This is a genomic window from Streptomyces sp. NPDC006739, from assembly GCF_042869815.1.
Classification (GTDB): Bacteria; Actinomycetota; Actinomycetes; order Streptomycetales; family Streptomycetaceae; genus Streptomyces.
Window position 1 is genome coordinate 101,153 of the sequence record NZ_JBIAGM010000017.1, and the last position, 24,379, is coordinate 125,531.

Below are 24,379 nucleotides of genomic sequence, written 5' to 3' on the forward strand. Positions count from 1 at the left end.
ACATCGAGGCCTACGGCGCCCAGGTCACGGGCGCAGCCCGAGCATGCGTCCGACTTCCTCGTGCGGGATGCCCTCACCCAGCGTTCCCTCCGCCTTGCGCCGCAGGTCATCGGCGACGGCCAGGGCGTCCTCCAGGTCCTCCAGCACCTGCGGTGAGACGAGGAGCGCGGCAGCATGGCCATGGTCGGTGAGCGCGATCGTCTCGCGGTGGTACGCGGCGCGGCGCACGAGGTCGCCGAGCTGGGAGCGGGCGGCTGAGATGGCGATCCGAGTCATGCCGACAACGTCCCAACAAGAACAATCCGTCGATTCCCGGGTTTCACCCGTTCCGGCGATCTCAGCTCTTCCGGTGCCCGATCAGCCGCGGCTTCGGCTCCAGCCCGTCCAGGCCGTGCCACGCCAGGTTCACCAGGTGGGCGGCCACCTCCGCCTTCCTCGGGCGGCGCACGTCCAGCCACCACTGGCCGGTCAGCGCGACCATGCCGACCAGGGCCTGGGCGTAGAGCGGGGCCAGCTTCGGGTCGAAGCCGCGGGACTTGAACTCGCGGCCCAGGATGTCCTCCACCTGGGTGGCGATGTCGGAGATCAGCGAGGCGAAGGTACCCGTCGACTGGGGAATGGGGGAGTCGCGGACCAGGATGCGGAACCCGTCCGTGTACTCCTCGATGTAGTCCAGCAGGGCGAAGGCCGCCTGCTCGCACAGCTCCCGCGGATGGCCGGCCGTCAGCGAACCGGTCACCATGTCCAGCAGCCGCCGCATCTCGCGGTCCACCACCACCGCGTACAGCCCCTCCTTGCCGCCGAAGTGCTCGTACACCACCGGCTTGGACACCCCGGCCTTCGCCGCGATCTCCTCCACCGACGTGCCCTCGAAACCCCGCTCCGCGAAGAGGGTGCGACCGATCTCCAGCAGCTGCTGGCGACGCTCCGCACCGGTCATCCGGGTGCGACGCACGCGCCGCGGCTTCTCATTGCTCGGGGTGCTGCTGGGATCGGTCGCCACGGCGTCAATCATGCCGCCTCGGCCGTCTCCTTCCGGCGCCGAGAGCCGTCTTCCCCGGTGTTACGACGCGAATCGATACGCGAGCGTGACGGCCAGCGCACGTCGTACGCCCACCCGAACTTCTCGAAGACGCGGATGAACCGCGCCGAGGAGTCCACCTGCCCGCGCATCACCCCGTGCCGCGCCGAGGTCGGGTCCGCGTGATGCAGGTTGTGCCAGGACTCGCCGCACGACAGCACCGCCAGCCACCACACGTTCCCCGAACGGTCACGCGACTTGAACGGCCGCTTGCCCACCGCATGGCAGATCGAGTTGATCGACCACGTCACATGGTGCAACAAAGCCACCCGGACGAGTGACCCCCAGAAGAACCCGGTGAACGCCCCCCACCAGGACATCGTGGCCAGACCGCCGATCACCGGCGGCAGCGCCAGCGACAGCGCCGTCCACAGCACGAACTGCCGGGAGATCGCCCGGATGGCAGGATCCCTGATCAGATCGGGCGCGTACTTGTCCTGCGGAGTCTGCTCCTCGTCGAACATCCAGGCGATGTGGGCCCACCACAGGCCCTTCATCAGCGCCGGCACGGTCTCCCCGAACCGCCACGGCGAATGCGGGTCCCCCTCCGCGTCGGAGAACTTGTGATGCTTGCGGTGATCGGCCACCCAGCGCACCAGCGGCCCCTCCACCGCCATCGAGCCCATGATCGCCAGAGCGATCCGCAACGGCCGCTTCGCCTTGAACGAACCGTGCGTGAAGTACCGGTGGAAACCGATCGTGATGCCGTGGCACCCCAGGAAGTAGAAGAACACCAGCAGGCCCAGGTCGAGCCAGCTCACCCCCCAGCCCCACGCCAGCGGCACCGCCGCCAGCAGCGCCAGGAAGGGCACGGTGATGAAGAGGAGCAGCGTGATCTGCTCGATCGAACGCTTCTGCTCACCGCCCAGCGTGGCGGAGGGAGCTTGACCGTCGGGAGCCTTCCTGGCGTCTTCGATCACATCGGAACCAGAGTTCATGCGCGTCCCCTGTGGGGTCGAGGGTCTGGGCAGATGCCGGGCCGCCGGGACCGAACGGGACTCCAGCGGTATTTCCCTACGGTTCCGTAACCTACGGCGTCGTAAGTATGGCAGCGCGTCGTCCGGCGGCAAGAGCCCGAGAACCAGCGCGTCCGCGTCGCCACCTATCCTGGGAGTCGGTCGGACAGCGCGGTCCGCTCAGATTCCTTCCCGGACGATCCGGCCCGTATGCGGCATCCGCCGCACGCCGGCCGGACACCCCGGGTTCCCTCCCGGACGAGCTTCAACACTGCAAGGAGCCGCACCTGTGAGCAGTGCCGACGACCTGACCACGCGCACCACGACAACCAGCAGCGAGCTGCGCGCCGACATCCGCCGACTGGGTGACCTCCTGGGCGAGACCCTCGTCCGGCAGGAAGGGCCCGAGCTGCTCGAACTCGTCGAGAAGGTCCGCCGCCTCACCCGCGAGGACGGCGAGGCCGCCGCCGAACTGCTGCGTGGCATCGAACTGGAGACCGCGGCCAAGCTGGTCCGCGCCTTCTCCACCTACTTCCACCTCGCCAACGTCACCGAACAGGTGCACCGCGGCCGCGAACTGCGCGCCCGCCGCGCCGCCGAGGGCGGCCTCCTCGCCCGCACCGCCGACCGCCTCAAGGACGCCGACCCCGAGCACCTGCGCCAGCGGGTCGAGCACCTCAACGTCCGCCCGGTCTTCACCGCCCACCCCACCGAGGCCGCCCGCCGCTCCGTCCTCAACAAGCTCCGGCGCGTCGCCGCCCTCCTCGACACCCCGGTCATCGAGTCCGACCGCCGCCGCCACGACACCCGGCTGGCCGAGAACATCGACCTCGTCTGGCAGACCGACGAACTGCGCGTCGTGCGCCCCGAACCCGCCGACGAGGCCCGCAACGCCATCTACTACCTCGACGAACTCCACGCCGACGCCGTCGGCGACGTCCTCGAGGACCTCACCGCCGAACTCGAACGGGTCGGCGTCAAGCTCCCCGACACCACCCGCCCCCTCACCTTCGGCACCTGGATCGGCGGCGACCGCGACGGCAACCCCAACGTCACCCCCCAGGTCACCTGGGACGTCCTCATCCTCCAGCACGAACACGGCATCAACGACGCCCTGCAGATGATCGACGAACTGCGCGGCTTCCTGTCCAACTCCATCCGCTACACCGGCGCCACCGAAGAACTCCTCGAATCCCTCAAGGCCGACCTCGACCTCCTGCCCGAGATCAGCCCCCGCTACAAGCGCCTCAACGCCGAGGAGCCCTACCGGCTGAAGGCCACCTGCATCCGGCAGAAGCTGGAGAACACCAAGCAGCGCCTCGCCAAGGGCACCGCCCACGAGACCGGCCGCGACTACCTGGGCACCGCCGAACTGCTCCAGGACCTGCGGATCATCCAGACCTCCCTGCGCGAGCACCGCGGCGCCCTCTTCGCCGACGGCCGCCTCAACCGCACCATCCGCACCCTGGCCGCCTTCGGCCTCCAGCTCGCCACCCTCGACGTACGCGAACACGCCGACGCCCACCACCACGCCCTCGGCCAGCTCTTCGACCGCCTCGGCGAGGAATCCTGGCGCTACGCCGACATGCCCCGCGACTACCGCGGCAGGCTCCTCGCCAAGGAACTGCGCTCCAGGAGGCCACTGGCCCCCACCCCCGCCCCCGTCGACGCGGCCGCCGCCAAGACCCTCGGCGTCTTCCAGACCGTCAAGAAGGCCCTCGAAGTCTTCGGCCCCGAGGTCATCGAGTCCTACATCATCTCCATGTGCCAGGGCGCCGACGACGTCTTCGCCGCCGCCGTCCTCGCCCGCGAGGCCGGCCTGCTGGACCTGCACGCCGGCTGGGCCAAGATCGGCATCGTCCCCCTCCTGGAGACCACCGACGAACTGCGCGCCGCCGACACCATCCTCGAGGACATGCTCTCCGACCCGTCCTACCGGCGCCTGGTCGCGCTGCGCGGCGACGTCCAGGAGGTCATGCTCGGCTACTCCGACTCCTCAAAGTTCGGCGGCATCACCACCAGCCAGTGGGAGATCCACCGCGCCCAGCGCCGGCTGCGCGACGTCGCCCACCGCTACGGCGTCCGCCTCCGCCTCTTCCACGGCCGCGGCGGCACCGTCGGCCGCGGCGGCGGCCCCTCCCACGACGCCATCCTCGCCCAGCCCTGGGGCACCCTGGAAGGCGAGATCAAGGTCACCGAACAGGGCGAGGTCATCTCCGACAAGTACCTCATCCCCTCCCTGGCCAGGGAGAACCTGGAACTGACCGTCGCCGCCACCCTCCAGGCCTCCGCCCTGCACACCGCCCCCCGCCAGTCCGACGAGGCCCTCGCCCGCTGGGACGCCGCCATGGACGTCGTCTCGGACGCCGCCCACGCCGCCTACCGCCGACTCGTCGAGGACCCGGACCTGCCGACGTACTTCCTCGCGTCGACGCCGGTGGACCAGCTCGCCGACCTGCACCTGGGCTCCCGCCCCTCCCGCCGCCCCGGCTCCGGGGTCTCGCTCGACGGCCTGCGCGCCATCCCCTGGGTGTTCGGCTGGACCCAGTCCCGCCAGATCGTCCCCGGCTGGTTCGGCGTCGGCTCCGGACTCAAGGCCCTGCGCGAGGCCGGCCTGACCGCAACATCGGGAGGAGAGGGCGTGCTCGACGAGATGCACGAACAGTGGCACTTCTTCCGCAACTTCATCTCCAACGTCGAGATGACCCTCGCGAAGACCGACCTGCGCATCGCCCAGCACTACGTCGACACCCTCGTCCCCGACCACCTCAAGCACGTCTTCGACACCATCCGGGCCGAACACGACCTGACCGTCGCCGAGGTCCTCAAGGTCACCGGGGAGAGCGAACTGCTCGACGCCCAGCCCGCCCTCCGGCAGACCTTCACCATCCGCGACGCCTACCTGGATCCCATCTCCTACCTCCAGGTCACCCTCCTCAAGCGCCAGCGCGACGCGGCCGCCGCCGGAACCGAACCCGACCCGCTGCTCGCCCGCGCCCTGCTGCTCACCGTCAACGGAGTGGCGGCGGGCCTCCGCAACACCGGCTGACCGTTCTCGGCACGGCTGTGCCCCCGGGGCCGCACCCCGGGGGCACTTCCCGTGCGAACGGCGGGATCACTGCACCGCGAAGAAAGCCGCCGTCAGCAGCGCGATCCCCGAACCGCCCAGCACCCACGCCAGCCGCGTCAGCCGCAGCCCCCCGGCCACCACCACCGACGCCAGCAGCAGCGCGCCGCCCAGCGGAATCCACGCGAAGAGCACCCCGGCGGGCCCCGACCGCACCACCTCACCGGTACCGGGCTTCACCACCACGTCGTACGTCCGCCCCTTGCGCACCGCCACCGACCGGTCGATCACCACCCGCCCGCGCGGGCTCGCCCCCTGAGACACCGGAGCGAACGGCCCCGAGCAGGTGTTCGCATCGCAGGCGGTGACCCTGATCGTCCCCCGCTCCCGCCCCTTGGTCAGCATCACGTGCTGCGCGGTCCCCCAGGAACCCCACACCCCGGCGAACAGGATCAGCGCGGCGACCGCACCCATCACCAGGACCCGCCCGAACCGCAGCGCGATCACGGGGGCCCGGCGAGCGGTGGTGGCAGTGGCAGGCATGGCCGGGATCATTGGCCATACCCGCACGACCGGTCAACTCCAGTGGGTCCTATGCCAGGACAAGTCAGGAGTTGTAAGCGCTCTGCGCCCGCTCCAGCCCCTCCGTCACCAGACACTCCACCGAGTCCGCCGCCCGGTCCACCAAGTAGTCCAGCTCCTTGCGCTCCGCCGACGCGAAGTCCTTCAGCACGAAGTCCGCGACCTGCATCCGCCCCGGCGGCCGGCCGATCCCGAACCGCACCCGGTGGTAGTCAGGACCCATCGCCTTCGTCATCGACTTCAGCCCGTTGTGCCCGTTGTCGCCGCCCCCCAGCTTCAGCCGCAGCACCCCGTAGTCGATGTCCAGCTCGTCGTGCACCGCCACGATGTTCGCCACCGGCACCTTGTAGAAGTCCCGCAGGGCGTTCACCGGCCCACCGGACAGGTTCATGTACGACATCGGCTTGGCGAGCACCACCCGCCGGCTGTCCGGACCCGGCGCCCCGATCCGCCCCTCCACGACCTGCGCCTGGGCCTTGCCGGCCCGCTTGAACCTCCCCCCGATCCGCTCCGCCAGCAGATCGGCCACCATGAAGCCGACGTTGTGCCGGTTCATCGCGTACTCGGGACCGGGATTACCCAGGCCGACGATCAGCCAGGGGGCGCCTGCGGGGGTGGTCACGTCCATGTCTCCTTGATATGCGCCAGCCGCTGCCCCCGTACAGGGACAGCGGCTGGCGAAAACGACCGGCGCCGGGAAAACGACCAGCGCCGGGACCTGGGGGATCAGGCCTCGGCGGCCTCTTCGCCCTCGGTCTCCTCGCCCGCGGCCTCCTCGGCCTGCGCGGCCAGCACCTGCAGGACGACCGCGTCCTCCTCGACGGCCAGCGTGGTGCCGTTCGGGAGCGTGATGTCCTTGGCGAGGACGGAGGCGCCGGCCTCCAGACCCTCCACGGACACCGTCACGGACTCGGGGATGTGCGTGGCCTCGGCCTCGACCGGCAGCGCGTTCAGCACGTGCTCGAGCAGGTTGCCGCCCGGCGCCAGCTCGCCCTCGGTGTGCACCGGGATCTCGACCGTGACCTTCTCGCCGCGCTTGACCAGCAGCAGGTCGACGTGCTCCAGGAAGCCCTTGATCGGGTCACGCTGCACGGACTTCGGGATCGCCAGCTCGTTGCTCTTGCCGTCGATGTCCAGGGAGATCAGGACGTTCGGCGTACGCAGCGCCAGCAGCAGGTCGTGGCCCGGAAGCGTCAGGTGCAGCGGGTCGGAACCGTGGCCGTACAGCACACCGGGGACCTTCGCGTCACGGCGGATACGGCGGGCGGCGCCCTTGCCGAACTCGGTACGGGTCTCGGCGGAGATCTTGACCTCGGACATACGGATCACTCCTCGTAGAAAACTGGGACGGACGTGGTCACCCGGCCACGAACGGCCTGCTACGAAGAGCGCGTCGATAACGGACAGCCGAACCCCGTCAGAAACGGCGTACGGCCTCCCTCGCCGAGCAACTGCAGCAGTCTACTCGGAGAGGGAGGCCGCACCCAAAAGGATCTTCAACCCCGGTCAGGGCCGGTGCAGAAACCTCACTGCTCGTCGAAGAGGCTCGTCACCGAACCGTCCTCGAACACCTCACGCACCGCACTCGCGATCGTCGGCGCGATCGACAGCACCGTGATCTTGTCCAGGTCCCCGCCCAGCTCACCCGGCGTCGGCAGCGTGTTCGTGAACACGAACTCACTCACCCGCGAGTTCTTCAGCCGGTCGGCCGCCGGACCCGACAGCACACCGTGCGTCGCCGTCACGATGACGTCCTCCGCACCATGCGCGAACAACGCGTCCGCCGCCGCACAGATCGTGCCACCCGTGTCGATCATGTCGTCGACCAGGACGCACACCCGGCCCTTGACCTCACCCACGACCTCGTGGACGGTCACCTGGTTCGCCACGTCCTTGTCCCGCCGCTTGTGCACGATGGCCAGCGGCGCACCCAACCGGTCGCACCAGCGGTCGGCCACCCGCACCCGCCCGGCGTCCGGCGACACGACCGTCAGCTTGGCCCGGTCCACCTTCCGACCCACGTAGTCCGCCAGCAGCGGCAGCGCGAACAGATGGTCCACCGGACCGTCGAAGAAGCCCTGGATCTGGTCCGTGTGCAGATCCACCGTCAGGATCCGGTCCGCACCCGCCGTCTTCATCAGGTCCGCGATCAGACGCGCCGAGATCGGTTCACGACCACGGTGCTTCTTGTCCTGCCGCGCGTAACCGTAGAACGGCACGATCACGGTGATCGAACGGGCCGACGCGCGCTTCAGCGCATCGATCATGATCAACTGCTCCATGATCCACTGGTTGATCGGAGCCGTGTGGCTCTGGATCACGAAGCAGTCGGCACCACGCGCCGACTCCTGGTACCGCACATAGATCTCGCCGTTGGCGAAGTCGAAGGCCTTCGTCGGGACGACCCCGACACCCAGCTGCTGGGCGACCTCCTCGGCAAGCTCGGGGTGGGCGCGGCCGGAGAAGAACATCATCTTCTTCTCGCCGGTCGTCTTGATCCCGGTCACAGCACTGTCTCCTCAGAGGTGTCTCAGCTGAGTCTCCAGCGACCTCTCGGCTGGGCATGAGAGGCCGAATCAGCTGGTGGGGTGCGGGTGTGCACTTATCACGGTACGCCGAGTTCGGCGCACGCGTTTCCGGTCAGTCCTCGCTCTCGCCCCGCCGGGACGCCGTCTCGGCCGCCTTCGCCGCCGCGCTTCCCGGACGCTTGCGCGCCACCCAGCCCTCGATATTCCGCTGCTGACCACGGGCCACGGCCAGCGAACCGGGCGGCACATCCTTCGTGATCACGGACCCGGCGGCGGTGTACGAACCATCCCCGACCGTGACAGGCGCCACAAACATGTTGTCGGAACCCGTACGACAGTGCGAGCCGACCGTCGTGTGGTGCTTCTCCTGACCGTCGTAGTTCACGAACACGCTCGCCGCACCGATGTTCGTGTACTCACCGATGGTCGCGTCACCGACGTACGACAGATGCGGAACCTTCGTCCCCTCACCGATCGAGGCGTTCTTCGTCTCCACATAGGTCCCGACCTTCGCCTTCGACCCGAGCCGGGTACCCGGCCGCAGATACGCGTACGGCCCCACCGACGCCTGCGGACCCACCTGGGCGCCGTCGGCCACCGTGTTGTCCACCCGCGCCCCGGCCCCCACCTGGGTGTCCTTCAGCCGGCAGTTCGGCCCGACCTCCGCGCCCTCACCCAGATGCGTCGAACCCTGCAACTGCGTCCCCGGGTGCACCACGGCGTCCCGCTCGAACGACACGGTCACGTCGACCCACGTGGTGGCCGGATCGACCACCGTCACACCGTCCAGCATGGCCCGCTCCAGCAGCCGGTCGTTCAGGATCCGGCGGGCCTCGGCGAGCTGCACCCGGTTGTTGATCCCGGCGATCTCCCGGTGATCGGCGGCCACCGAGGCGCCCACCCGGTGCCCGGCCTCCCGCAGTATCCCGAGGACGTCGGTCAGGTACTCCTCGCCCTGGCTGTTGTCGGTGCGCACCTTCTTCAGGGCGTCGGCGAGCAACTGCCCGTCGAACGCGAACACACCCGAGTTGATCTCGCGGATCGCCCGCTGGCCGGCGGTGGCGTCCTTGTGCTCGACGATCGCGGTGACGGCGCCCGAGGCGTCGTCGCGCACGATCCGCCCGTATCCGGTGGCGTCCGGCACCTCGGCCGTCAGCACGGTCACGGCGTTGCCGTCGCCGCGGTGGGTCTCGGCGAGCTGCCGCAGCGTCTCGCCGGTGAGCAGGGGGGTGTCTCCGCAGACGACGACCACGGTCCCGCTCACCCCGCCGCCCAGCTCCTCCAGGCCCATGCGGACGGCGTGCCCCGTGCCGTTCTGCTCGGCCTGCACGGCGGTCCGCACCGCGGGGTCGATCCCGCCGAGGTGCGCGGCGACCTGCTCCCGGGCGTGGCCCACGACGACGACCAGGTTCTCGGGCTTCAACTCACGGGCTGCGGCCAGCACATGCCCGACCAGGCTGCGGCCACAGATCTCGTGCAGGACCTTCGGCGTGGCCGACTTCATACGGGTGCCCTCACCCGCTGCGAGAACGACGACGGCTGCCGGGCGAATGGCGCTCACGGGGTTGCCCTTCGGCTTTGGATGGTGGGGACATCCGCAGGATACCGGGGCGTTTCTCGGGGGAGACGAGAGCGGGCCCTGACGGTGCGTTCACCACAGTCAGGACCCGAACCGAGTATTGCTCCCCCGCCAGGACTCGAACCCGGACAGATGGCACCAAAAGCCACAGTGCTGCCAATTACACCACGGGGGATGAAACTCGAAAAACGGACATTTAGTCAGTTCGTCGAGTGGCGCCTCCTACTATGCCGTACCACCAGCCTTCGATGCGACGGTGTAGGTCGGCGCTCTTGAGTACGGCGACTCGGAGGCAGCCGTAGTAGCTGGCCAGTAGGCGAAACTCACCGGAAAAGCCTTCGCCGGCGCCCGTAGGCTGGGTGCATGACCACGACGGGGGAAGAGCACGCCGGGGCCTTGACCGGGCCCTGGTGGTGGGCGAGGTGGCGCAGTGCCGTGCTGGACGGGAGTCTGGCGCTGGTGTCGGCCGTGGAGTGCGCGGCGGAGGGTGTCCCGTTCGCCCGGGACGCGGGGATCCCGGTGTCGCTGGGGATGGTGTTCGGTCTGCTGGCCGGTTCGGTGCTGGTGTTGCGGCGGAAGTGGCCGATCGCCGTCGTCCTGGTGTCGATCGCGATCACGCCGGCCCAGATGGGTTTCCTGATGGGTGTCGTCGGGCTGTACACGCTGGCCGCGGCCGAGCTGCCGCGGCGGATCATCGTGGCGCTGGCGGGGATGTCGCTGGTCGGGATGATGATCGTGACGTTCGTGCGGGTGCGGCAGGGCATGGACAGCGGGGCTTTGACCCTCGGGGACTGGTTCGTGCCGTTCGCGTCCATCACGACGTCCCTCGGGCTGACCGCTCCGCCGCTCCTGCTCGGGTTGTACGTGGGTGCCCGGCGTCGGCTGATGGAGAGTCTGCGGGAGCGGGCGGACAGTCTGGAGCGTGAGCTGCAGTTGCTGGCCGAGCGGGCGGAGGAGCGGGCCGAGTGGGCTCGGGGCGAGGAGCGGACGCGGATCGCGCGGGAGATGCATGACGTCGTCGCGCACCGGGTGAGTCTGATGGTGGTGCACGCGGCGGCGTTGCAGGCGGTGGCGCGGAAGGATCCTGAGAAGGCCGTGCGGAACGCGGTGCTGGTGGGCGACATGGGCCGGCAGGCGTTGACGGAGTTGCGGGAGATGCTCGGGGTGCTGCGGGCGGGGGAGGGGGTGGAGCGGCGGGCCGCGCGGGTGCAGCTGGCCGCCGCGGATGTGGCCGCCGCGAGGGTCGCTGCGCGGATGGCGGACGAGGAGGGGCCGTGTCTGTCCGAGCTGGACGAGTTGGTCGGGCAGTCGGCGGCGGCGGGGATGGCGGTGGATCTGTCGGTCGAGGGGGATGTGCGGTCGTATGCGCCGGTGATCGAGCAGACGGCGTTCCGGGTGGTGCAGGAGGCGTTGACCAACGTCCACAAGCACGCGGCGGGTGCGAAGACGCATGTGCGGCTTGCGCACCGGGTGTCGGAGATCGCGATGCAGGTGGAGAACGGACCGCCGCCGGAGTCGGCGTCCGCGGCGGCGGTGGGGTTGCCGTCCGGGGGCAATGGTCTGCTCGGGATGCGGGAGCGGGTCGTGGCGCTGGGCGGGGTGTTCGTTTCGGGGCCGACGGACGCGGGTGGTTTCCGGGTGTCGGCGGTGATTCCGGCGGCGTAGCGGGGTGTGGGGGCGGGTTCAGCCGACGGTGAGGCGTACGGGTTCGACGCCGGCGACGAGGGTGGCGAGGGCTTGGTCGATGTCGGGGCCGACGTACCAGTCGCCGGTGTGGTCGAGGGTGTAGACGCGGCCCTGGGCGTCGATGGCGAGGACGGCGTGGGTGTCGGTCTCCTCGCCGAGGGGGCAGACCTCGGTGTCGAGGGCGCGGCCGAGGTCGCCGAGGGTGCGGGCGTGGTGGAGGCCGTGCAGCGGGTCGAGGTGGAGGGTGGCGGGGGCGATCTGGCGGCCGGGGCCGGTGGGGCGGATGTGGAGGCCGCCGAATTCGGCCCAGGCCTCGACGGCCGCGGGGAAGACGGTGTGCCGGTGTCCGGCGGGTGAGGTGTGCTCGCGCAGGGCGTCGGCCCAGTATTCGGCCTGCTTTATGTCCCAGCGTCCGGGGAGCCAGCCGGCGGCGCGCAGGGCGGCGTCGACGGGTACGGGGAAGCGGGTGGTGGAGCGGTCGGCGTGCATCGGCCCTTCGTTCGTCGTGCTGGTGGTGCTGGTGGTGCTGGTGGTGCTGGTGGTGCTGGTGGTGCCGTGTGCCTCGCGGTCAGGCGCGGCCGGGGGCCGGATCGACGATGCGGACGCCGAAGTGGGCGCTGAGGGCGGTGCAGGCGCGGCAGGGGGGCGCGAAGCTGCCGTGCAGCGGGTCGCCGTCCTCGCGTATGCGGCGGGCGGTGAGTTTGGCCTGCTTGAGGGCTTTGCGGGCTTCGCCGTTGGTCATGGGTCTGCGCGCGGCGCGTCTGCTGCGGGTGGCGTCGGCGGCGGCGATGTGCCGGGAGATGAGGATGGTCTCGGCGCAGCGGCCGGTGAAGCGGTCGCGCTGGGCGCTGGGGAGGGTGTCGAGGAAGTCCTGGACGAGGTGGTGCAGGGGTGGCGGCTGGTCGCCGCGGGCGGCGGTGCCGGTGAGGGTGGCGCCGTGGACGGAGAGGGCGGCGGCGACGGTGGGCAGGATGCCGTCGCGGCGGTGCTGCAGGGTGGGGGCGGCGGGTCGGTCGGTGCTGCTCCAGCCGATGCGGGGGTCACCGACCCGCACGTCACCGCCTCCGGTCTGTGTGGCGTTCATGGTCTTCATCCCCTCCCCGGGTGTCCCCCGAAGGAGACAGAGTGCCAAATCGCGTGGCTGCTGCGGAAGCTGGGGCGGCGCGACACGCCCGGGTTTGGGCGGGCTGTCACGGCGGGGTGACGGCTGGTCACGGAAGCGGAGGCCCGGTGACCGGTGCCGGTGTACCGCATAGGCTGTCGCCATCCGCGATCGACACCGCCGTACAGGCCCGAGACAACGCCGCAGGGGGCAACCGCCATGACGACAGGTCGGCTCGGGGTGGGGGCACCGCCCAGCCGTCAGGCCGGGGGACAAGCCGTGCCGCCGAACGCCGCCTACGCCGGGCAGGTCGTGCACTTCCCGGATCCGGTCCGGGCGGCACGTCACCCGAGAGGGGTACGTGTCGACGAGCGCGGTTACCCGGATTTCTCGGCGTACGCGCGTGCGGCGGCCCAGATCGCCGATCCGCCGGAGGGTTTCGGCGTGGACGAGTTGCGGCTGACGGACTATGTGTCGGCGAACGCGGCGCTGGCGGCGTCGGGGCACGAGTTGTGGGACACGGTGCCGGATGTGGCGACGCCGCACGGGTGGACGTGGCATCACGTGGTGGGCTCGCGGCGGCTGGAGCTGGTTCCGGTCGAGGTGAAGGCGTTGCTGCGGCATCACGGTGGTGTGGCGACGTCGGGGGTGGACCACGGCAAGCGTGGGACGCGGCCGTTGCAGGAGACCCGTCCGGCTCATTTCGGGCTGCCGAAGTCGGGTGTGGCGGTGTCGGAGCAGCAGGTGCAGGGGGTGGAGGAGGATCTGGGCTTCCGGCTGCCGGGTGCCTACCGTTCCTTCCTGAAGGCGGCGGGCGGGTGTGCGCCGGTGGGCGCGGCGCTCGACGCGGAGTTGGGGCTGCTGCTGGACCAGCCGTTCTTCACGGTGCGGGACGAGGCCGCGGTCAATGACCTGGTGTATGTGAACAAGTGTTTGCGTGACCATCTGACGAAGGATTACCTCGGGGTGTCCTTCGTGCAGGGTGGGTTGCTGGCGGTGAAGGTGAAGGGTGAGCGGGCGGGTTCGGTGTGGTTCTGCGCGTACGACGACGCGCGGGACGTGGATCCGTCGTGTCCCCCGGCCGAGCGGGTGGAGCGGTTGTTGCTGCCTTGTGGTGAGGACTTCGACGCCTTTCTGTCGCGGCTGGCGGGTAATCCGCCGGAGTTGGAGACGGTGGCGAACCTGATGGTGGACGGCGGTTTCGCGCGGGCCGTGGACGTCTCTTCCGACGTGCCGGTGGGGGAGTGAGCTGGGCTGTGGTGACGTTCGCACAGGCGCAGGAGCGCGCCGAGGAGTGGATCAACGGGGACGTGCCGGCGTACCAGCACCGTGAGGTGCGGGTGCGGGAGTTCGGGCTGGGCTTCGTGGTGTGGGGCGAGGACCGGGCGGAGGGGCCGCGGTCGGACGCGGGCGGGCAGCGGCTGGTGATCGCCCGGGACAGTGGCGAGGCGACGTTGTGGCCCGCGCTGCCGGTGGGTGAGGTGATCCGCCGGTACGAGGAGGAGTACGGCCGTGAGGACGAGGTCGAGGACGCGGTGCCGGCGCCGGCGGCGCGGGTGGACCTGAACCAGACGTCGTTCCTGTTGAGTCCGCCGGAGTGGTTGCAGGAGGCGGCGGACAAGCTGGGGATACCGGATCGGCGCGCGGGCGCGGCCGAGGGTGCGGATTCCGGTGCCGGTGCGGCTTCCGGGGGGCCGGCGGAGACGCGGGCCGGGGCGCCGGCGGGGGCCGCCGCTCCGGAGGGCGGTGCGTCGTGGCCGGCTGCCGGGGCGCGGGGTGCGTCCGGCGCGCCGGAGGTGCCGGACGGGGCCACTCCGTGGGCCGGGACGGACACGAACGGCGATGCCGGCGAGGACCGTTCGGTACCGCTGCCGGCGACGGTGTTCGCGCCGCCGTTGAGCGACTCCGACGGCGGTCCGCCGGCACCTCCGGCCACAGCGGATGCCAAGACGGCGCTGATGTCGGGGGGCAGCCAGTTGCCGGCCACGGCGTTCGCGCCGGCGCTCGACGACTCGAACGCGCCGGAGCGGCAGGGCTTCGCGCCGGGCGTGCGGGATGCCGCGCCGGGTGTCCCGCAGAGCAGCTCGCCTCCGCCGCCTCCGCAGGGTGTGCCGGGTGCGCCGTCGTACGGCTATCCGGAGGCCGCGGCTCCTGGTACCCCGCCTCCCGGTGTGCCGTCGTACGGTTATCCGCCCGCGCCGGGCGCGGACCCGAACGCGCCGCGGCCGCCGGCCGGTCCCGGTGCTCCGGGGCGGACCCTCCCGCCGAACGCCGGGGAGATCGCGGACGCCGCGACGAGCAAGGCCGCGCCGCCGCCGCGCAGGGCGCGCGGTGGGGCGGGCGCGCCGCCTCCTCCGCCGGGCGCGCCCGGAGCGCCGGGCGCACGGCCGGGGGCCGCGCCCGCGCCGGGTGCGGCCGCGGGCGGGTACGTGCCGACGCAGCTCGTGTCGGCGCTCGGTCCTGACGGGCCGGAGGGCCCGGCGGGTCCGGAGGCCCCCAGTCCGCCGGGTGCGGCGGGCGGTACGCCTCCGGGGAACGTGCACCACGCGGCCACGATGCTGGCCGATCCGGGCCGGATGGGAGGGGGCGCGCCGCCGCCTCCCGCCGCTCCCGGCGCCCCGGGCATGCCGCCGGCTCCCGGCGCGCCGCAGCCTCCGGGCGCTCCCGGTCCCCAGCCGCCGGGTGCTCCGGCCGCTCCCGGCCCGCAGGGTGGTGTCTCCGGGGGCGGGCGTGGGCCGGTGCATCACGCGGAGACCGTGCTGGCCGCGCCCCCGGTGGGCGGCCCGGGCGCGCCCCCGCCCCCGCCACCGCCCCCGTCCGGCGCGCCGTTCGCGCCCCAGGGGCCCGGCGTGCCCATGCCGCCCCCGGCGCCCGTCGGGCTCGGAGCGCCCGGGGTTCCCGGGATGCCGCCGGCCGGTGTCCCGCAGCCGATGCCGCCGGGTGCGATGGCGGGGCAGCAGCCTCCGGGGTACGGGTATCCGCCGCAGGCGCAGCCCACGGTCGGCCCCGGTTATCAGGCGGTGCTGCGGTTCCGGGCGCAGGACGGCTCGGAGCAGCAGCTGATCCGGCGTTCGGCGCCGGGTACGCCGCATCCGGAGTGGCAGATCTTCCACGAGCTGCGTGCCATGAACGTGCCGCCGGACCAGGTGCTGGAGCTGCACACGGAGCTGGAGTCGTGCGAGTTGCCGGGCGCGTACTGCGCGCGGATGATCCGGGAGCAGTGGCCGCAGGCGCGGATCACGAGCATCGCGCCGTACGGCACGGATCACGCGAGCCGGCAGACCGGGATGCGGCAGTTGCTGGCGCACCAGGGCGAGTTGCACCAGGTGGCGGACGGTCCGGCGCGGCCGGCGCCGGTGCGGGCGCCGTTGCCGCCGGTGCAGGCCGCGCCGCCCGTCCCGCCGGAGGGGATCGCGCAGGAGCTGGCGGCGGCGTTCGGGCCGGGGGTGTTCCGGTTCGAGCAGGCGGCGGTGTCGCGGCAGGGTGTGCCGCCGGTCGTGGCGCACACGCTGATGGCGGCCGGGCTGCCGTTGGACATGGGCCCGTTCTTCTGGGCGCAGGCCCAGCCGGGCCGTCCGGTGCCGACGCTGGCGGAGCTGGCGCAGGAACGGGGTGTGCGGCCGGCGCCGGACGCGGGTTCGTACCTCGTCATGGGGACCGACTTCGGCCGGGCGGTGTGTGTGCAGTACGGCACCGCGAACATCGTCGCCGTACCGGTGGAGGCGGGGCCGGGCGGCGGGTCCGTGCCGCCGCAGTTCGTGAACACCGGGCTGCCGGAGTTCACGCGGTGTCTGGCACTGCTGGGGCGGATGTGGCGGCTGCGGTTCGGTCTGAACCAGGAGCAGGCGGGCCGCTGGACGGTCGACTTCCAGGCGCAGCTGGCCTCGCTCGATCCGGCGGCGCTCGGTTCGCCGGAGAGCTGGTGGTCGGTGCTGCTGGAGCAGATGTGGGACGGGCTGCTGTAGGCGCCGTGTAGTCCGTTCGCGGTGAACGTGTGGGGCCGGACCCGTCCGATCGAGGGGGTCCGGCCCTGTCGCGTGCGCGGAGGGGGGATCATGGGGGCATGACCAATGACGTTTTCTTCGATGTGACGATCGACGGCGAGCCCGCCGGACGGATCGTGTTCAAGCTGTACGACGACGTGGTGCCCAAGACCGCGCGCAACTTCCGGGAACTGGCCACCGGGCAGAACGGCTACGGCTACAAGGGGTCGGCGTTCCACCGGGTCATTCCCGGGTTCATGCTGCAGGGCGGCGACTTCACCAAGGGCAACGGCACCGGTGGCCGCAGCATCTACGGCGACCGGTTCGAGGACGAGAACTTCCAGCTCAAGCACACCAAGCCCGGCATCCTGAGCATGGCCAACGCCGGGAAGAACACCAACGGCTCGCAGTTCTTCATCACCACGGTCGTCACGTCGTGGCTGGACGGGGCCCATGTCGTGTTCGGCGAGGTGACCGAGGGCATGGACATCGTCAAGACGATCGAGTCCTACGGCAGTGATTCGGGCCGGACCAGCAAGAAGATCGTCATCGCGGACAGCGGGACGGTCTGACCGCCCTTCACACAGTGCGGGGGCGCTCTGCGGAGTGTCGCGTTATGCACCCTTGAGCCCCATCCATCAAGATGTGCGCGAAATCATCATTTCGTGCGTGTCCGGCGGAGAGGGGTTCCAGGGTGAGCAGCGCATCGGTGCCGCCGCATGGCTTCGTGACCGTCCGGGGGCGCGGCTACCGTCCCGAGCAGGTCGACGCGTACACGCAGGCGCTGTCGCGGGACCGGGACGCCGCCTGGGAACGGGCCGCGCGGCTGACCGTGCTCGCCAGGGACATGGAGGCGGAGCTGCGGCGGGTGCGCGAGGCCGTCGCCGGGCTCGCGCCGCAGGACTACGCATCGCTCGGGGAGTCGGCGCGGCGCCTGTTCCAGCTGGTGCTGGACGAGGCGGCGGAGGTCAGGGAGCGCGCGCGGAGCGCGGCGCGGGCTGAGCTCGCGCACGCGGAAGCGCGCGCTTCCGACGTGCGTCGGGCCGCGCAGGAGGCGGCGGACGCGCTCCACGCGGAGGCCGAGGAGCATGCCCGGCTGTGCTTCCTCGCCGCGCGTACCGAGGCCGACGAGATCCGTGTCGGGACCCGGCTCGGGTTGAAGGAGTTCCGCGCGGAGGCCCTCGCCGCGCTCCGGGAGATCCGCCAGCGGACGTCCGCCCTGCTCGTGGAGCAGGGCCGGGAGCAGGCCGCGCGGTGGGCCGAGGTGGAACGCGTGGAGGCCGAGCAGGTCGCCGCGTTCGAGGCGGACCATGCCGAGCGTCTGGCCCGGGCGGAGGCGGCGCTGGCGGAGGCGCGGCAGGCCCTCGGCGACGCGGAGGAGTCGGCGCGCCGGTGGCAGGAGGAGGCACGCGCGCGTGCCGCCGAGATCCTCGCCGAGGCGCGCCTGCGGGAGGACCGTATCGCCCGGGAGACCGAGGACCTGCTGCGCGAGCACGGGGAGACGTGGGACGTCGTACAGGCTCACATGGACCATGTGCGCAGCAGGCTATCGGCGCTGACGGGCCGTGCGACCGCGGAATGAGCCGCCCCGTCGGCCTCGGTGTCCTGGGACGTCCCGGGGCGGCAGAGCCCGCGGAGCGCCCCTCAGCTCCCCCGGCGTACCGCCCCCGCGAGGATCAGGCCCTCCACGGCCTCGTACTGGTGCCGTTCCCGCTGCGCTGTCCGGCCGCCGGAGGCCACCGTGCCGAGCCAGCCGAGGAGGAAGCCGGCCGGGACGGAGACGATGCCGGTCGTGGTGAACGGGAACCAGTTGAAGTCGGCGTGCGGGAACGCGGAGGCCGGGGAGCCGGAGACCAGGTTCGTGCCCGGCATCAGCAGCAGGACGGTGAGGGAGCCGCCGATCAGGGTGCACAGCAGGCCGGTGCGGGTGTAGCGGCGCCAGAAGAGGCCGTAGACCAGGGCGGGGGCGAGGGCGGAGGCGCCCAGGCAGAAGGAGAGGGTCACCAGGGGCTGCAGGCTGTGGTGCTGGACGAGGGTGGCCAGTGCGATGGTGGGGACACCGATCGCCAGGGCCGAGACGCGGGCCAGCGCCATCTCGCGGCGGGCCGGCATCTCCCGCACCCGGGCCGCGAACACGTCGTGCGCCAGGGAGTTGGCGCAGGCGAGGATCATCCCGGCGACCGAGGCGAGCAGGGTCAGGAAGATCGCCGTGGTGACCGTGGTGAACAGGAACGTCTCGGCGGCCGACACGTCGGGGCCGAACGCCGCCCGTGAGCCGAGCAGATAGGCCGTGTTCCCCTGCGGGTCGGCCGCGGCGATCGCCGTACGGCCGACCAGGGCCGTGGCGCCGAACCCGACGACCGTCATGACCAGGACGAACAGGGCCACGATGGACACCGCCCAGGACATCGAGCGGCGCACCTGACGCGCGCTGGAGGCGGTGTACATGCGCATCGTGACGTGCGGCAGGCAGCCGCCGCCCAGCACGATGGTCAGCTCGGAAGTGATCATGTCCAGGCGTGGCTCGGGGCCCTGGCCGAACTGGAGCCCGGAGTGCAGGAAGGCGTTCCCGGCGCCGCTCGACCGGGCGGCCGCGTGGAACAGCGCGCCCGGGTCCCAGGCGTAGTGACGCAGGATCAGTGCGGCGACCACGGCGCCCGAGCCGAGCAGCATGACGATCTTCAGGATCTGGATGAGGGCGGTGCCCTTCATGCCGCCGATCGCCGCGTAACTGATCATCAGCACGCCGAGTCCCACCACGCACCCGGTCTTCAGGGACTCGTTGGAGAAGCCCAGGATGAACGCGATCAGCTGTCCGGCGCCGGCGAGCTGGACGAGCATCAGCGGCAGCAGCGCGGCGATCGTCACCACACAGGCGGCGACCCGCGCCGAGCGCCCCGGCATACGGCGGGCCAGCGCGTCGCCCATGGTGAACCGGCCCGCGTTGCGCAGCGGTTCGGCCAGCAGGAACATCAGCAGCAGCAGGGACAGCGTCGTACTGAGCGCGAGCACGATCCCGTCGTAGCCGCACAGTGCGATCACCCCGCCGGTGCCCAGCACGGTGGCCGCCGAGATGTAGTCGCCGGCGATGGCCAGGCCGTTGCGCAGGGGCGACAGCGAGCCGTAGCCGGTGTAGAACTCGTCGAGGTCGTCGCGGTCCGGGCCGGTCATCACGCACAGCAGGAGGGTGAGCGTGGCGACGGCGGAGAAGGCGACCAGGGACATGGTCTGCGCGGAACCGCTGAACCCGGTGAGGCCGGTCATCGGGCGGCTCCCCGGCGGGCGTCGAGTTCGGCTTCCCTGCGGATGCGGTCCGCGAGCGGGTCGACGCGGCGGCGCGCGGTGCGCTCGTAGAGGGCGATCGCCAGCCAGGTGACCGGGAGCTGGAGGAGGGCGAGGAGGAGTCCGGCGGGCACGCCGTCGGCGACCGTGCTCGTCATGACGGTGGGCGCGAACGCCGACAGGACCAGGAACAGCGTGAAGTAGCCCAGCGCGGTGAACGTGGCGGTCCGCCGCTGCCAACGGTAGGCGGAGCGCAGGACGCGCAGGTCGCTGTGGTGTCCGAGGGGTGGTCGTGGGGGCCGGGACGGGTGGGGGTGGGCCGGTCGCGACCGGGGCTGCTGCCAGGGGTGGCTGAGGTACGACGGCTGGTGGGGCGGCGGGTCGTAGGACATCCCGGGGCTCCTTGCGTGGCTCGGGTCCGCGACGGCGGACCGCAGGGAGGTGGGGGGCGGAGCCACGCACGCTACTCGCAGGTTTCCGGCACGCGCGGGGTTTTCACCGAACTGGCCGGTCGGTATGCGCTTACTACGGGAAAACGGTCCTGACCTCGGGTGTTACCCCCATTAACCCGGCATGCCACCCCGGTGTGCGGGTCGTTGACGCCGTACCGGGTTGAGGTTGGCTCGGCCCGAGGGTGGACACGACCCTGAGGCGGACTCCACCCGGCGGTGGACCGCCCCTAGGGGTTCCTCCGTACCAGGGCCCGGGGAGGGCTCGTACCCCTGGAGGACGAGACGGCCGGGGTGTGGTCCTTAACCTGGTTTTACGCCGCTGGGGGCCGGTCGACCGGACCGGCAGGGGTGGGGTTTACCCCAGCACAAGACGGGGCTTCGCACCAGCGCGCGGCACACACGCCGCCCGCGAGACTCGACCAGGCACCGAAGCAGCGAAGTACCGAGACAGCGAAGTACCGAACCAGGCGAAGTGCCGAAGCGATGCTGACCGACATAGGAGATATACCGTGACATCGGCTGTGACCATTCCCAGGCACGGGGGTACTGGAGGGCCTACGGCCGTTGCCGCCCGGGCGCGGCAGGTCGTCAAGGCGTACGGGTCGGGGGAGACCCGCGTCGTCGCCCTCGACCACGTCGACGTGGACATCGCCCGCGGTCGCTTCACCGCGATCATGGGCCCCTCGGGGTCCGGCAAGTCCACCCTGATGCACTGCCTCGCCGGGCTCGACACGGTGACGAGCGGCCAGATCTACCTGGACGAGACCGAGATCACCGGCCTGAAGGACAAGAAGCTCACGCGGCTGCGCCGGGACCGGATCGGCTTCATCTTCCAGGCGTTCAACCTGCTGCCGACGCTGAACGCCATAGAGAACATCACCCTGCCCATGGACATCGCCGGCCGCAAGCCCGACAAGCAGTGGCTGGACCGGGTGGTGGAGACCGTCGGGCTCGCCGAACGGCTCAAGCACCGGCCCAACCAGCTCTCCGGCGGCCAGCAGCAGCGCGTTGCCGTGGCCCGCGCCCTGGCCGCCCGCCCGGAGATCATCTTCGGCGACGAGCCCACCGGGAACCTCGACTCGCGCGCCGGGGCCGAGGTGCTGGGCTTCCTGCGCCGGTCCGTCGACGAACTGGGCCAGACCATCGTCATGGTCACCCACGACCCGGTCGCCGCCTCCTACGCGGACCGGGTGCTCTACCTCGCCGACGGCCGGATCGTCGACGAGATGTACCAGCCGACGGCCGACCAGGTCCTGGACCGCATGAAGGACTTCGACGCCCGGGGACGTACGTCATGACCGTCCTGAGGACCTCCCTGCGCAACTTCTTCGCGCACAAGGGACGGATGGCGCTCTCGGCCGTCGCGGTCCTGCTCTCGGTGGCCTTCGTGTGCGGCACGCTGGTGTTCACGGACACCATGAACACCACCTTCGACAAACTGTTCTCGGTCACCGCCCCCGACGTCACCGTCTCCCCCAAGACCGCCACGTCCGACGGCGCCCCGCAGAGCGGGGTGCCCGAGTCCCTCCCCGCCTCCGTCCTCGCCCGGGCGAAGACGGCGACGGGCGTCAAGTCGGTCGAGGGCGGCGTCAGTTCGATGAACGTGACCGTCGTCGACCGCCACGACGACAACATGGGTTCCAGCACCGGCGCCCCGACCATCGCCGGCAACTGGACCCGCAACGACCTGCGGTCGATGGAGATCACCTCCGGACGCGCCCCGCGCGGGCCGGCCGAGGTCATGGTCGACGCGGACACCGCCGACAAGCACCACCTCAAGCTCGGCGACCCGTTGCGCACCATCGCCGAGACCGGTGACTTCACGGCGCGCATCGTCGGCATCGCCACCTTCAAGGTGACCAACCCGGGCGCCGCCATCGTCTGGTTCGACACCCCCACCGCCCAGCGCCGACTGCTCGGCACCACCGGCCGGTTCACCCACCTCGACGTCTCCGCCGCGTCCGGCGTCACCGACGCCACGCTGAAGCGGAACGTCACCCAGGCGCTCGCCGGGTCCGGGGCCTACAAGGTCCAGACGGCGAAGGAGAACGCCGACGAGAACCGCAAGGGCATCGGCTCCTTCATGAACGTCATCAAGTACGCCATGCTCGGCTTCGCCGGGATCGCGTTCCTGGTGGGCATCTTCCTGATCATCAACACCTTCTCGATGCTGGTCGCCCAGCGCACCCGGGAGATCGGCCTGATGCGGGCCATCGGCTCCTCCCGCAAGCAGGTCAACCGTTCCGTACTGGTCGAGGCCACGCTGCTGGGCGTCATCGGCTCGGTCCTCGGGGTCGGCGCCGGCGTCGGCATCGCCGTCGCCCTGATGAAGCTCATGGGCTCCATGGGCATGGACCTCTCCACCAAAGACCTGACCGTCAAGGCCACCACCCCCGCGGTCGGCCTGCTGCTCGGCGTGATCGTCACCGTCCTCGCCGCCTACCTGCCCGCCCGCCGCGCCGGCAAGGTCTCCCCGATGGCCGCCCTGCGCGACGCCGGCACCCCGGCCGACGGCCGGGCCGGCCGGCTCCGGGCCCTGACCGGTCTGCTCCTCACCGGCGCCGGCGCCGCCGCCCTGTACGCGGCGGCCACGGCGAAGAAGGCGAGCGACGGCTCCGCCGTCCTCGGCCTCGGCATCGTGCTCACCCTGATCGGCTTCGTCGTCGTCGGCCCGCTGCTCGCCGGCGGGGTGGTCCGGGTGATCAGCGCCGTACTGCTGCGGGCCTTCGGACCGGTCGGCCGGATGGCCGAGCGCAACGCCCTGCGCAACCCCCGCCGCACCGGTGCCACGGGCGCCGCCCTGATGATCGGCCTGGCGCTGGTCGCCTGTCTGTCGGTGGTCGGCTCCTCCATGGTCGCCTCCGCCACCAGCGAGCTGGACAAGTCCGTCGGCGCCGACTTCATCGTCCAGGGCAGGCAGCGGATCGTCCCGCAGGCCGAGCAGGCCATGGAACACGCCCCGGGCCTCGCCCACGTCACCCGCTACAAGGTCCTCGACGCCAAACTGACCTCGCCCGACGGCAAGGTCGACGACTCCGGGGTGACCGCCGCCGACCCCTCCTACGCCGACGACCTGCGCCGTACGACGACGGAGGGCACCCTGTCCGCCGCCTACGGCACCGACGCCATGTCGGTCGGCTCCGACTACGCCAAGAAGCACGGCGTGCACGCCGGCGACACCCTCACCGTCGCCTTCAAGGGCGGCAGCAGCGCGAAACTCAAGGTCGCCGCGATCACCGACGACAACACCGCCATCGACAAGGGCGCGCGCTACCTGAGCATCGCCACCATGGAGAAGTACGTCCCCAAGAGCCAGATCCCGCCGAACGAGATCATGTTCGCCAAGGCCAGGGCCGGCCAGGAGAAGCAGGCGTACGCGGCCCTGAAGAAGGCGATGAAGCCGTACCCGAGCTACCAGGTCCGGGACCAGACCGACTACAAGCAGGAACTGAAGGACCAGGTCGGCCAGCTCCTGAACATGGTCTACGGCCTCCTCGCCCTGGCGATCATCGTCGCGGTCCTCGGTGTCGTGAACACCCTGGCCCTCTCGGTGGTCGAGCGCACCCGGGAGATCGGCCTGATGCGGGCCATCGGCCTCTCCCGCCGCCAGCTGCGCCGCATGATCCGCATGGAGTCCGTGGTCATCGCCCTCTTCGGCGCACTGCTGGGCCTCGGCCTGGGCATGGGCTGGGGCGCCACCGCGCAGAAACTCCTCGCCCTGGAGGGACTGGGCGTGCTGGACATCCCCTGGCCCACGATCATCGGCGTCTTCGTCGGCTCGGCCTTCGTCGGCCTGTTCGCCGCGCTGGTCCCGGCTTTCCGGGCGGGCCGGATGAACGTACTGAACGCGATCGCGACCGAATAACACCCACAGGGGCCACCGTGCACGGGGGTCACGGGGGAGACCGGCGCCGGGAAGTCCGTGGGGACTTCCCGGCGCCGGGCGCTTGTCCACGGGCCGTTGTCCACAGCCCCCGCACGCCGCGGCGCATCGTCGTAGGCTGGAGACCCCCGGCAGCCACAAGCGTCGGGCTGTTCGCGTTGCCCAACTCGCGTTGCCCACCCCCGGACGGAAAGCCCC

20 protein-coding genes and 1 tRNA gene are annotated in these 24,379 nt (G+C 71.2%); 8 read left to right on the forward strand and 13 right to left on the reverse strand.

Annotated elements, in window-relative coordinates:
• Positions 1-24: 24 nt before the first annotated feature.
• The 3 genes from ACFYMM_RS30030 to ACFYMM_RS30040 form a co-directional block, all read right to left on the reverse strand.
• Positions 25-276, reverse strand: coding sequence for a type II toxin-antitoxin system Phd/YefM family antitoxin (locus ACFYMM_RS30030; protein WP_388391960.1), 252 nt, complete (start codon positions 274-276; stop codon positions 25-27).
• 61 nt (positions 277-337) lie between these two features.
• Positions 338-1,015 carry a TetR family transcriptional regulator gene (locus ACFYMM_RS30035; RefSeq protein ID WP_388391962.1) on the reverse strand — a complete coding sequence of 226 codons (678 nt, stop codon included), beginning with the start codon at positions 1,013-1,015 and terminating at the stop codon, positions 338-340.
• On the reverse strand, positions 1,012-2,019 hold the full coding sequence (locus tag ACFYMM_RS30040) for an acyl-CoA desaturase (RefSeq protein WP_388391964.1): 1,008 nt from the start codon (positions 2,017-2,019) through the stop codon (positions 1,012-1,014). Before ACFYMM_RS30040 ends, ACFYMM_RS30035 begins: the two co-directional genes overlap by 4 nt.
• A 307-nt stretch (positions 2,020-2,326) precedes the next feature.
• On the opposite strand from ACFYMM_RS30040, the gene ppc reads away from it, so the two are divergent.
• On the forward strand, positions 2,327-5,086 hold the full coding sequence (gene ppc / locus ACFYMM_RS30045; RefSeq protein WP_388391965.1) for a phosphoenolpyruvate carboxylase: 2,760 nt from the start codon (positions 2,327-2,329) through the stop codon (positions 5,084-5,086).
• 66 nt (positions 5,087-5,152) lie between these two features.
• Here the strand turns inward: ppc and ACFYMM_RS30050 are convergent, their stop codons facing one another.
• The 6 genes from ACFYMM_RS30050 to ACFYMM_RS30075 form a co-directional block, all read right to left on the reverse strand.
• Entirely contained in the window at positions 5,153-5,659 is a 507-nt protein-coding gene (locus ACFYMM_RS30050; RefSeq protein ID WP_388392108.1) for a hypothetical protein, read from the reverse strand.
• A 52-nt stretch (positions 5,660-5,711) separates the two neighbouring features.
• Positions 5,712-6,314, reverse strand: coding sequence for an aminoacyl-tRNA hydrolase (gene pth, locus ACFYMM_RS30055; protein WP_388391967.1), 603 nt, complete (start codon positions 6,312-6,314; stop codon positions 5,712-5,714).
• Positions 6,315-6,412: 98 nt separating this feature from the next.
• Positions 6,413-7,006: a 50S ribosomal protein L25/general stress protein Ctc gene (locus ACFYMM_RS30060; protein WP_388391969.1), complete on the reverse strand. Its 594-nt coding sequence runs from the start codon at positions 7,004-7,006 to the stop codon at positions 6,413-6,415.
• Between the two features lie 206 nt (positions 7,007-7,212).
• Positions 7,213-8,193 carry a ribose-phosphate diphosphokinase gene (locus ACFYMM_RS30065; RefSeq protein WP_388391971.1) on the reverse strand — a complete coding sequence of 327 codons (981 nt, stop codon included), beginning with the start codon at positions 8,191-8,193 and terminating at the stop codon, positions 7,213-7,215.
• Between the two features lie 133 nt (positions 8,194-8,326).
• A complete protein-coding gene (gene glmU, locus ACFYMM_RS30070) occupies positions 8,327-9,775 on the reverse strand; it encodes a bifunctional UDP-N-acetylglucosamine diphosphorylase/glucosamine-1-phosphate N-acetyltransferase GlmU (protein WP_388391973.1) in 1,449 nt (482 codons plus the stop codon).
• A 121-nt stretch (positions 9,776-9,896) separates the two neighbouring features.
• Positions 9,897-9,968, reverse strand: a tRNA-Gln gene (locus ACFYMM_RS30075).
• 188 nt (positions 9,969-10,156) lie between these two features.
• Here ACFYMM_RS30075 and ACFYMM_RS30080 point away from each other — a divergent pair.
• Positions 10,157-11,458 (forward strand): sensor histidine kinase, encoded by a 1,302-nt coding sequence (locus tag ACFYMM_RS30080; protein ID WP_388391975.1) that lies wholly within the window; start codon positions 10,157-10,159, stop codon positions 11,456-11,458.
• 18 nt (positions 11,459-11,476) lie between these two features.
• On the opposite strand, the gene ACFYMM_RS30085 is transcribed toward ACFYMM_RS30080, so the two are convergent.
• Both ACFYMM_RS30085 and ACFYMM_RS30090 read right to left on the reverse strand, forming a co-directional pair.
• Positions 11,477-11,968, reverse strand: coding sequence for an SUKH-3 domain-containing protein (locus tag ACFYMM_RS30085; protein ID WP_388391977.1), 492 nt, complete (start codon positions 11,966-11,968; stop codon positions 11,477-11,479).
• Between the two features lie 79 nt (positions 11,969-12,047).
• Positions 12,048-12,572, reverse strand: coding sequence for a YwqJ-related putative deaminase (locus ACFYMM_RS30090; RefSeq protein ID WP_388391979.1), 525 nt, complete (start codon positions 12,570-12,572; stop codon positions 12,048-12,050).
• A gap of 228 nt (positions 12,573-12,800) precedes the next feature.
• Here ACFYMM_RS30090 and ACFYMM_RS30095 point away from each other — a divergent pair, with 228 nt between their 5' ends.
• From ACFYMM_RS30095 to ACFYMM_RS30110, 4 genes are all read left to right on the forward strand, one after another.
• Entirely contained in the window at positions 12,801-13,829 is a 1,029-nt protein-coding gene (locus tag ACFYMM_RS30095; protein WP_388392110.1) for an SMI1/KNR4 family protein, read from the forward strand.
• 8 nt (positions 13,830-13,837) lie between these two features.
• On the forward strand, positions 13,838-16,546 hold the full coding sequence (locus ACFYMM_RS30100; RefSeq protein WP_388391981.1) for an SUKH-4 family immunity protein: 2,709 nt from the start codon (positions 13,838-13,840) through the stop codon (positions 16,544-16,546).
• A 98-nt stretch (positions 16,547-16,644) separates the two neighbouring features.
• The gene (locus ACFYMM_RS30105) at positions 16,645-17,136 is read left to right on the forward strand and encodes a peptidylprolyl isomerase (RefSeq protein WP_388391983.1); all 492 of its coding nucleotides are present in this window, start codon (positions 16,645-16,647) and stop codon (positions 17,134-17,136) included.
• 122 nt (positions 17,137-17,258) lie between these two features.
• Positions 17,259-18,146 carry a cellulose-binding protein gene (locus ACFYMM_RS30110; protein ID WP_388391985.1) on the forward strand — a complete coding sequence of 296 codons (888 nt, stop codon included), beginning with the start codon at positions 17,259-17,261 and terminating at the stop codon, positions 18,144-18,146.
• Between the two features lie 62 nt (positions 18,147-18,208).
• Here ACFYMM_RS30110 and ACFYMM_RS30115 read toward each other — a convergent pair whose 3' ends face one another.
• Together ACFYMM_RS30115 and ACFYMM_RS30120 are read right to left on the reverse strand one after the other, a co-directional pair.
• On the reverse strand, positions 18,209-19,828 hold the full coding sequence (locus ACFYMM_RS30115; RefSeq protein WP_388391987.1) for a cation acetate symporter: 1,620 nt from the start codon (positions 19,826-19,828) through the stop codon (positions 18,209-18,211).
• A complete protein-coding gene (locus tag ACFYMM_RS30120) occupies positions 19,825-20,238 on the reverse strand; it encodes a DUF485 domain-containing protein (protein WP_388391989.1) in 414 nt (137 codons plus the stop codon). Before ACFYMM_RS30120 ends, ACFYMM_RS30115 begins: the two co-directional genes overlap by 4 nt.
• A 569-nt stretch (positions 20,239-20,807) precedes the next feature.
• Here ACFYMM_RS30120 and ACFYMM_RS30125 point away from each other — a divergent pair.
• Together ACFYMM_RS30125 and ACFYMM_RS30130 are read left to right on the forward strand one after the other, a co-directional pair.
• Positions 20,808-21,596, forward strand: coding sequence for an ABC transporter ATP-binding protein (locus tag ACFYMM_RS30125; RefSeq protein ID WP_388391991.1), 789 nt, complete (start codon positions 20,808-20,810; stop codon positions 21,594-21,596).
• Positions 21,593-24,163: an ABC transporter permease gene (locus ACFYMM_RS30130; protein WP_388391993.1), complete on the forward strand. Its 2,571-nt coding sequence runs from the start codon at positions 21,593-21,595 to the stop codon at positions 24,161-24,163. The genes ACFYMM_RS30125 and ACFYMM_RS30130 overlap by 4 nt, the downstream gene beginning before the upstream one ends.
• Positions 24,164-24,379: the final 216 nt, after the last annotated feature.

Excerpts from the sequence above, each read along its gene's own strand:
- ACFYMM_RS30030 (WP_388391960.1), bottom strand. The coding sequence starts at position 276 with ATGACTCGGATCGCCATCTCAGCCGCCCGCTCCCAGCTCGGCGACCTC.
- ACFYMM_RS30035 (WP_388391962.1), bottom strand. The coding sequence starts at position 1,015 with ATGATTGACGCCGTGGCGACCGATCCCAGCAGCACCCCGAGCAATGAG.
- ACFYMM_RS30040 (WP_388391964.1), bottom strand. The coding sequence starts at position 2,019 with ATGAACTCTGGTTCCGATGTGATCGAAGACGCCAGGAAGGCTCCCGAC.
- ACFYMM_RS30050 (WP_388392108.1), bottom strand. The coding sequence starts at position 5,659 with ATGATCCCGGCCATGCCTGCCACTGCCACCACCGCTCGCCGGGCCCCC.
- pth (WP_388391967.1), bottom strand. The coding sequence starts at position 6,314 with ATGGACGTGACCACCCCCGCAGGCGCCCCCTGGCTGATCGTCGGCCTG.
- ACFYMM_RS30060 (WP_388391969.1), bottom strand. The coding sequence starts at position 7,006 with ATGTCCGAGGTCAAGATCTCCGCCGAGACCCGTACCGAGTTCGGCAAG.
- ACFYMM_RS30080 (WP_388391975.1), top strand. The coding sequence starts at position 10,157 with ATGACCACGACGGGGGAAGAGCACGCCGGGGCCTTGACCGGGCCCTGG.
- ACFYMM_RS30085 (WP_388391977.1), bottom strand. The coding sequence starts at position 11,968 with ATGCACGCCGACCGCTCCACCACCCGCTTCCCCGTACCCGTCGACGCC.
- ACFYMM_RS30090 (WP_388391979.1), bottom strand. The coding sequence starts at position 12,572 with ATGAAGACCATGAACGCCACACAGACCGGAGGCGGTGACGTGCGGGTC.
- ACFYMM_RS30095 (WP_388392110.1), top strand. The coding sequence starts at position 12,801 with ATGACGACAGGTCGGCTCGGGGTGGGGGCACCGCCCAGCCGTCAGGCC.
- ACFYMM_RS30105 (WP_388391983.1), top strand. The coding sequence starts at position 16,645 with ATGACCAATGACGTTTTCTTCGATGTGACGATCGACGGCGAGCCCGCC.
- ACFYMM_RS30115 (WP_388391987.1), bottom strand. The coding sequence starts at position 19,828 with ATGACCGGCCTCACCGGGTTCAGCGGTTCCGCGCAGACCATGTCCCTG.
- ACFYMM_RS30120 (WP_388391989.1), bottom strand. The coding sequence starts at position 20,238 with ATGTCCTACGACCCGCCGCCCCACCAGCCGTCGTACCTCAGCCACCCC.
- ACFYMM_RS30130 (WP_388391993.1), top strand. The coding sequence starts at position 21,593 with ATGACCGTCCTGAGGACCTCCCTGCGCAACTTCTTCGCGCACAAGGGA.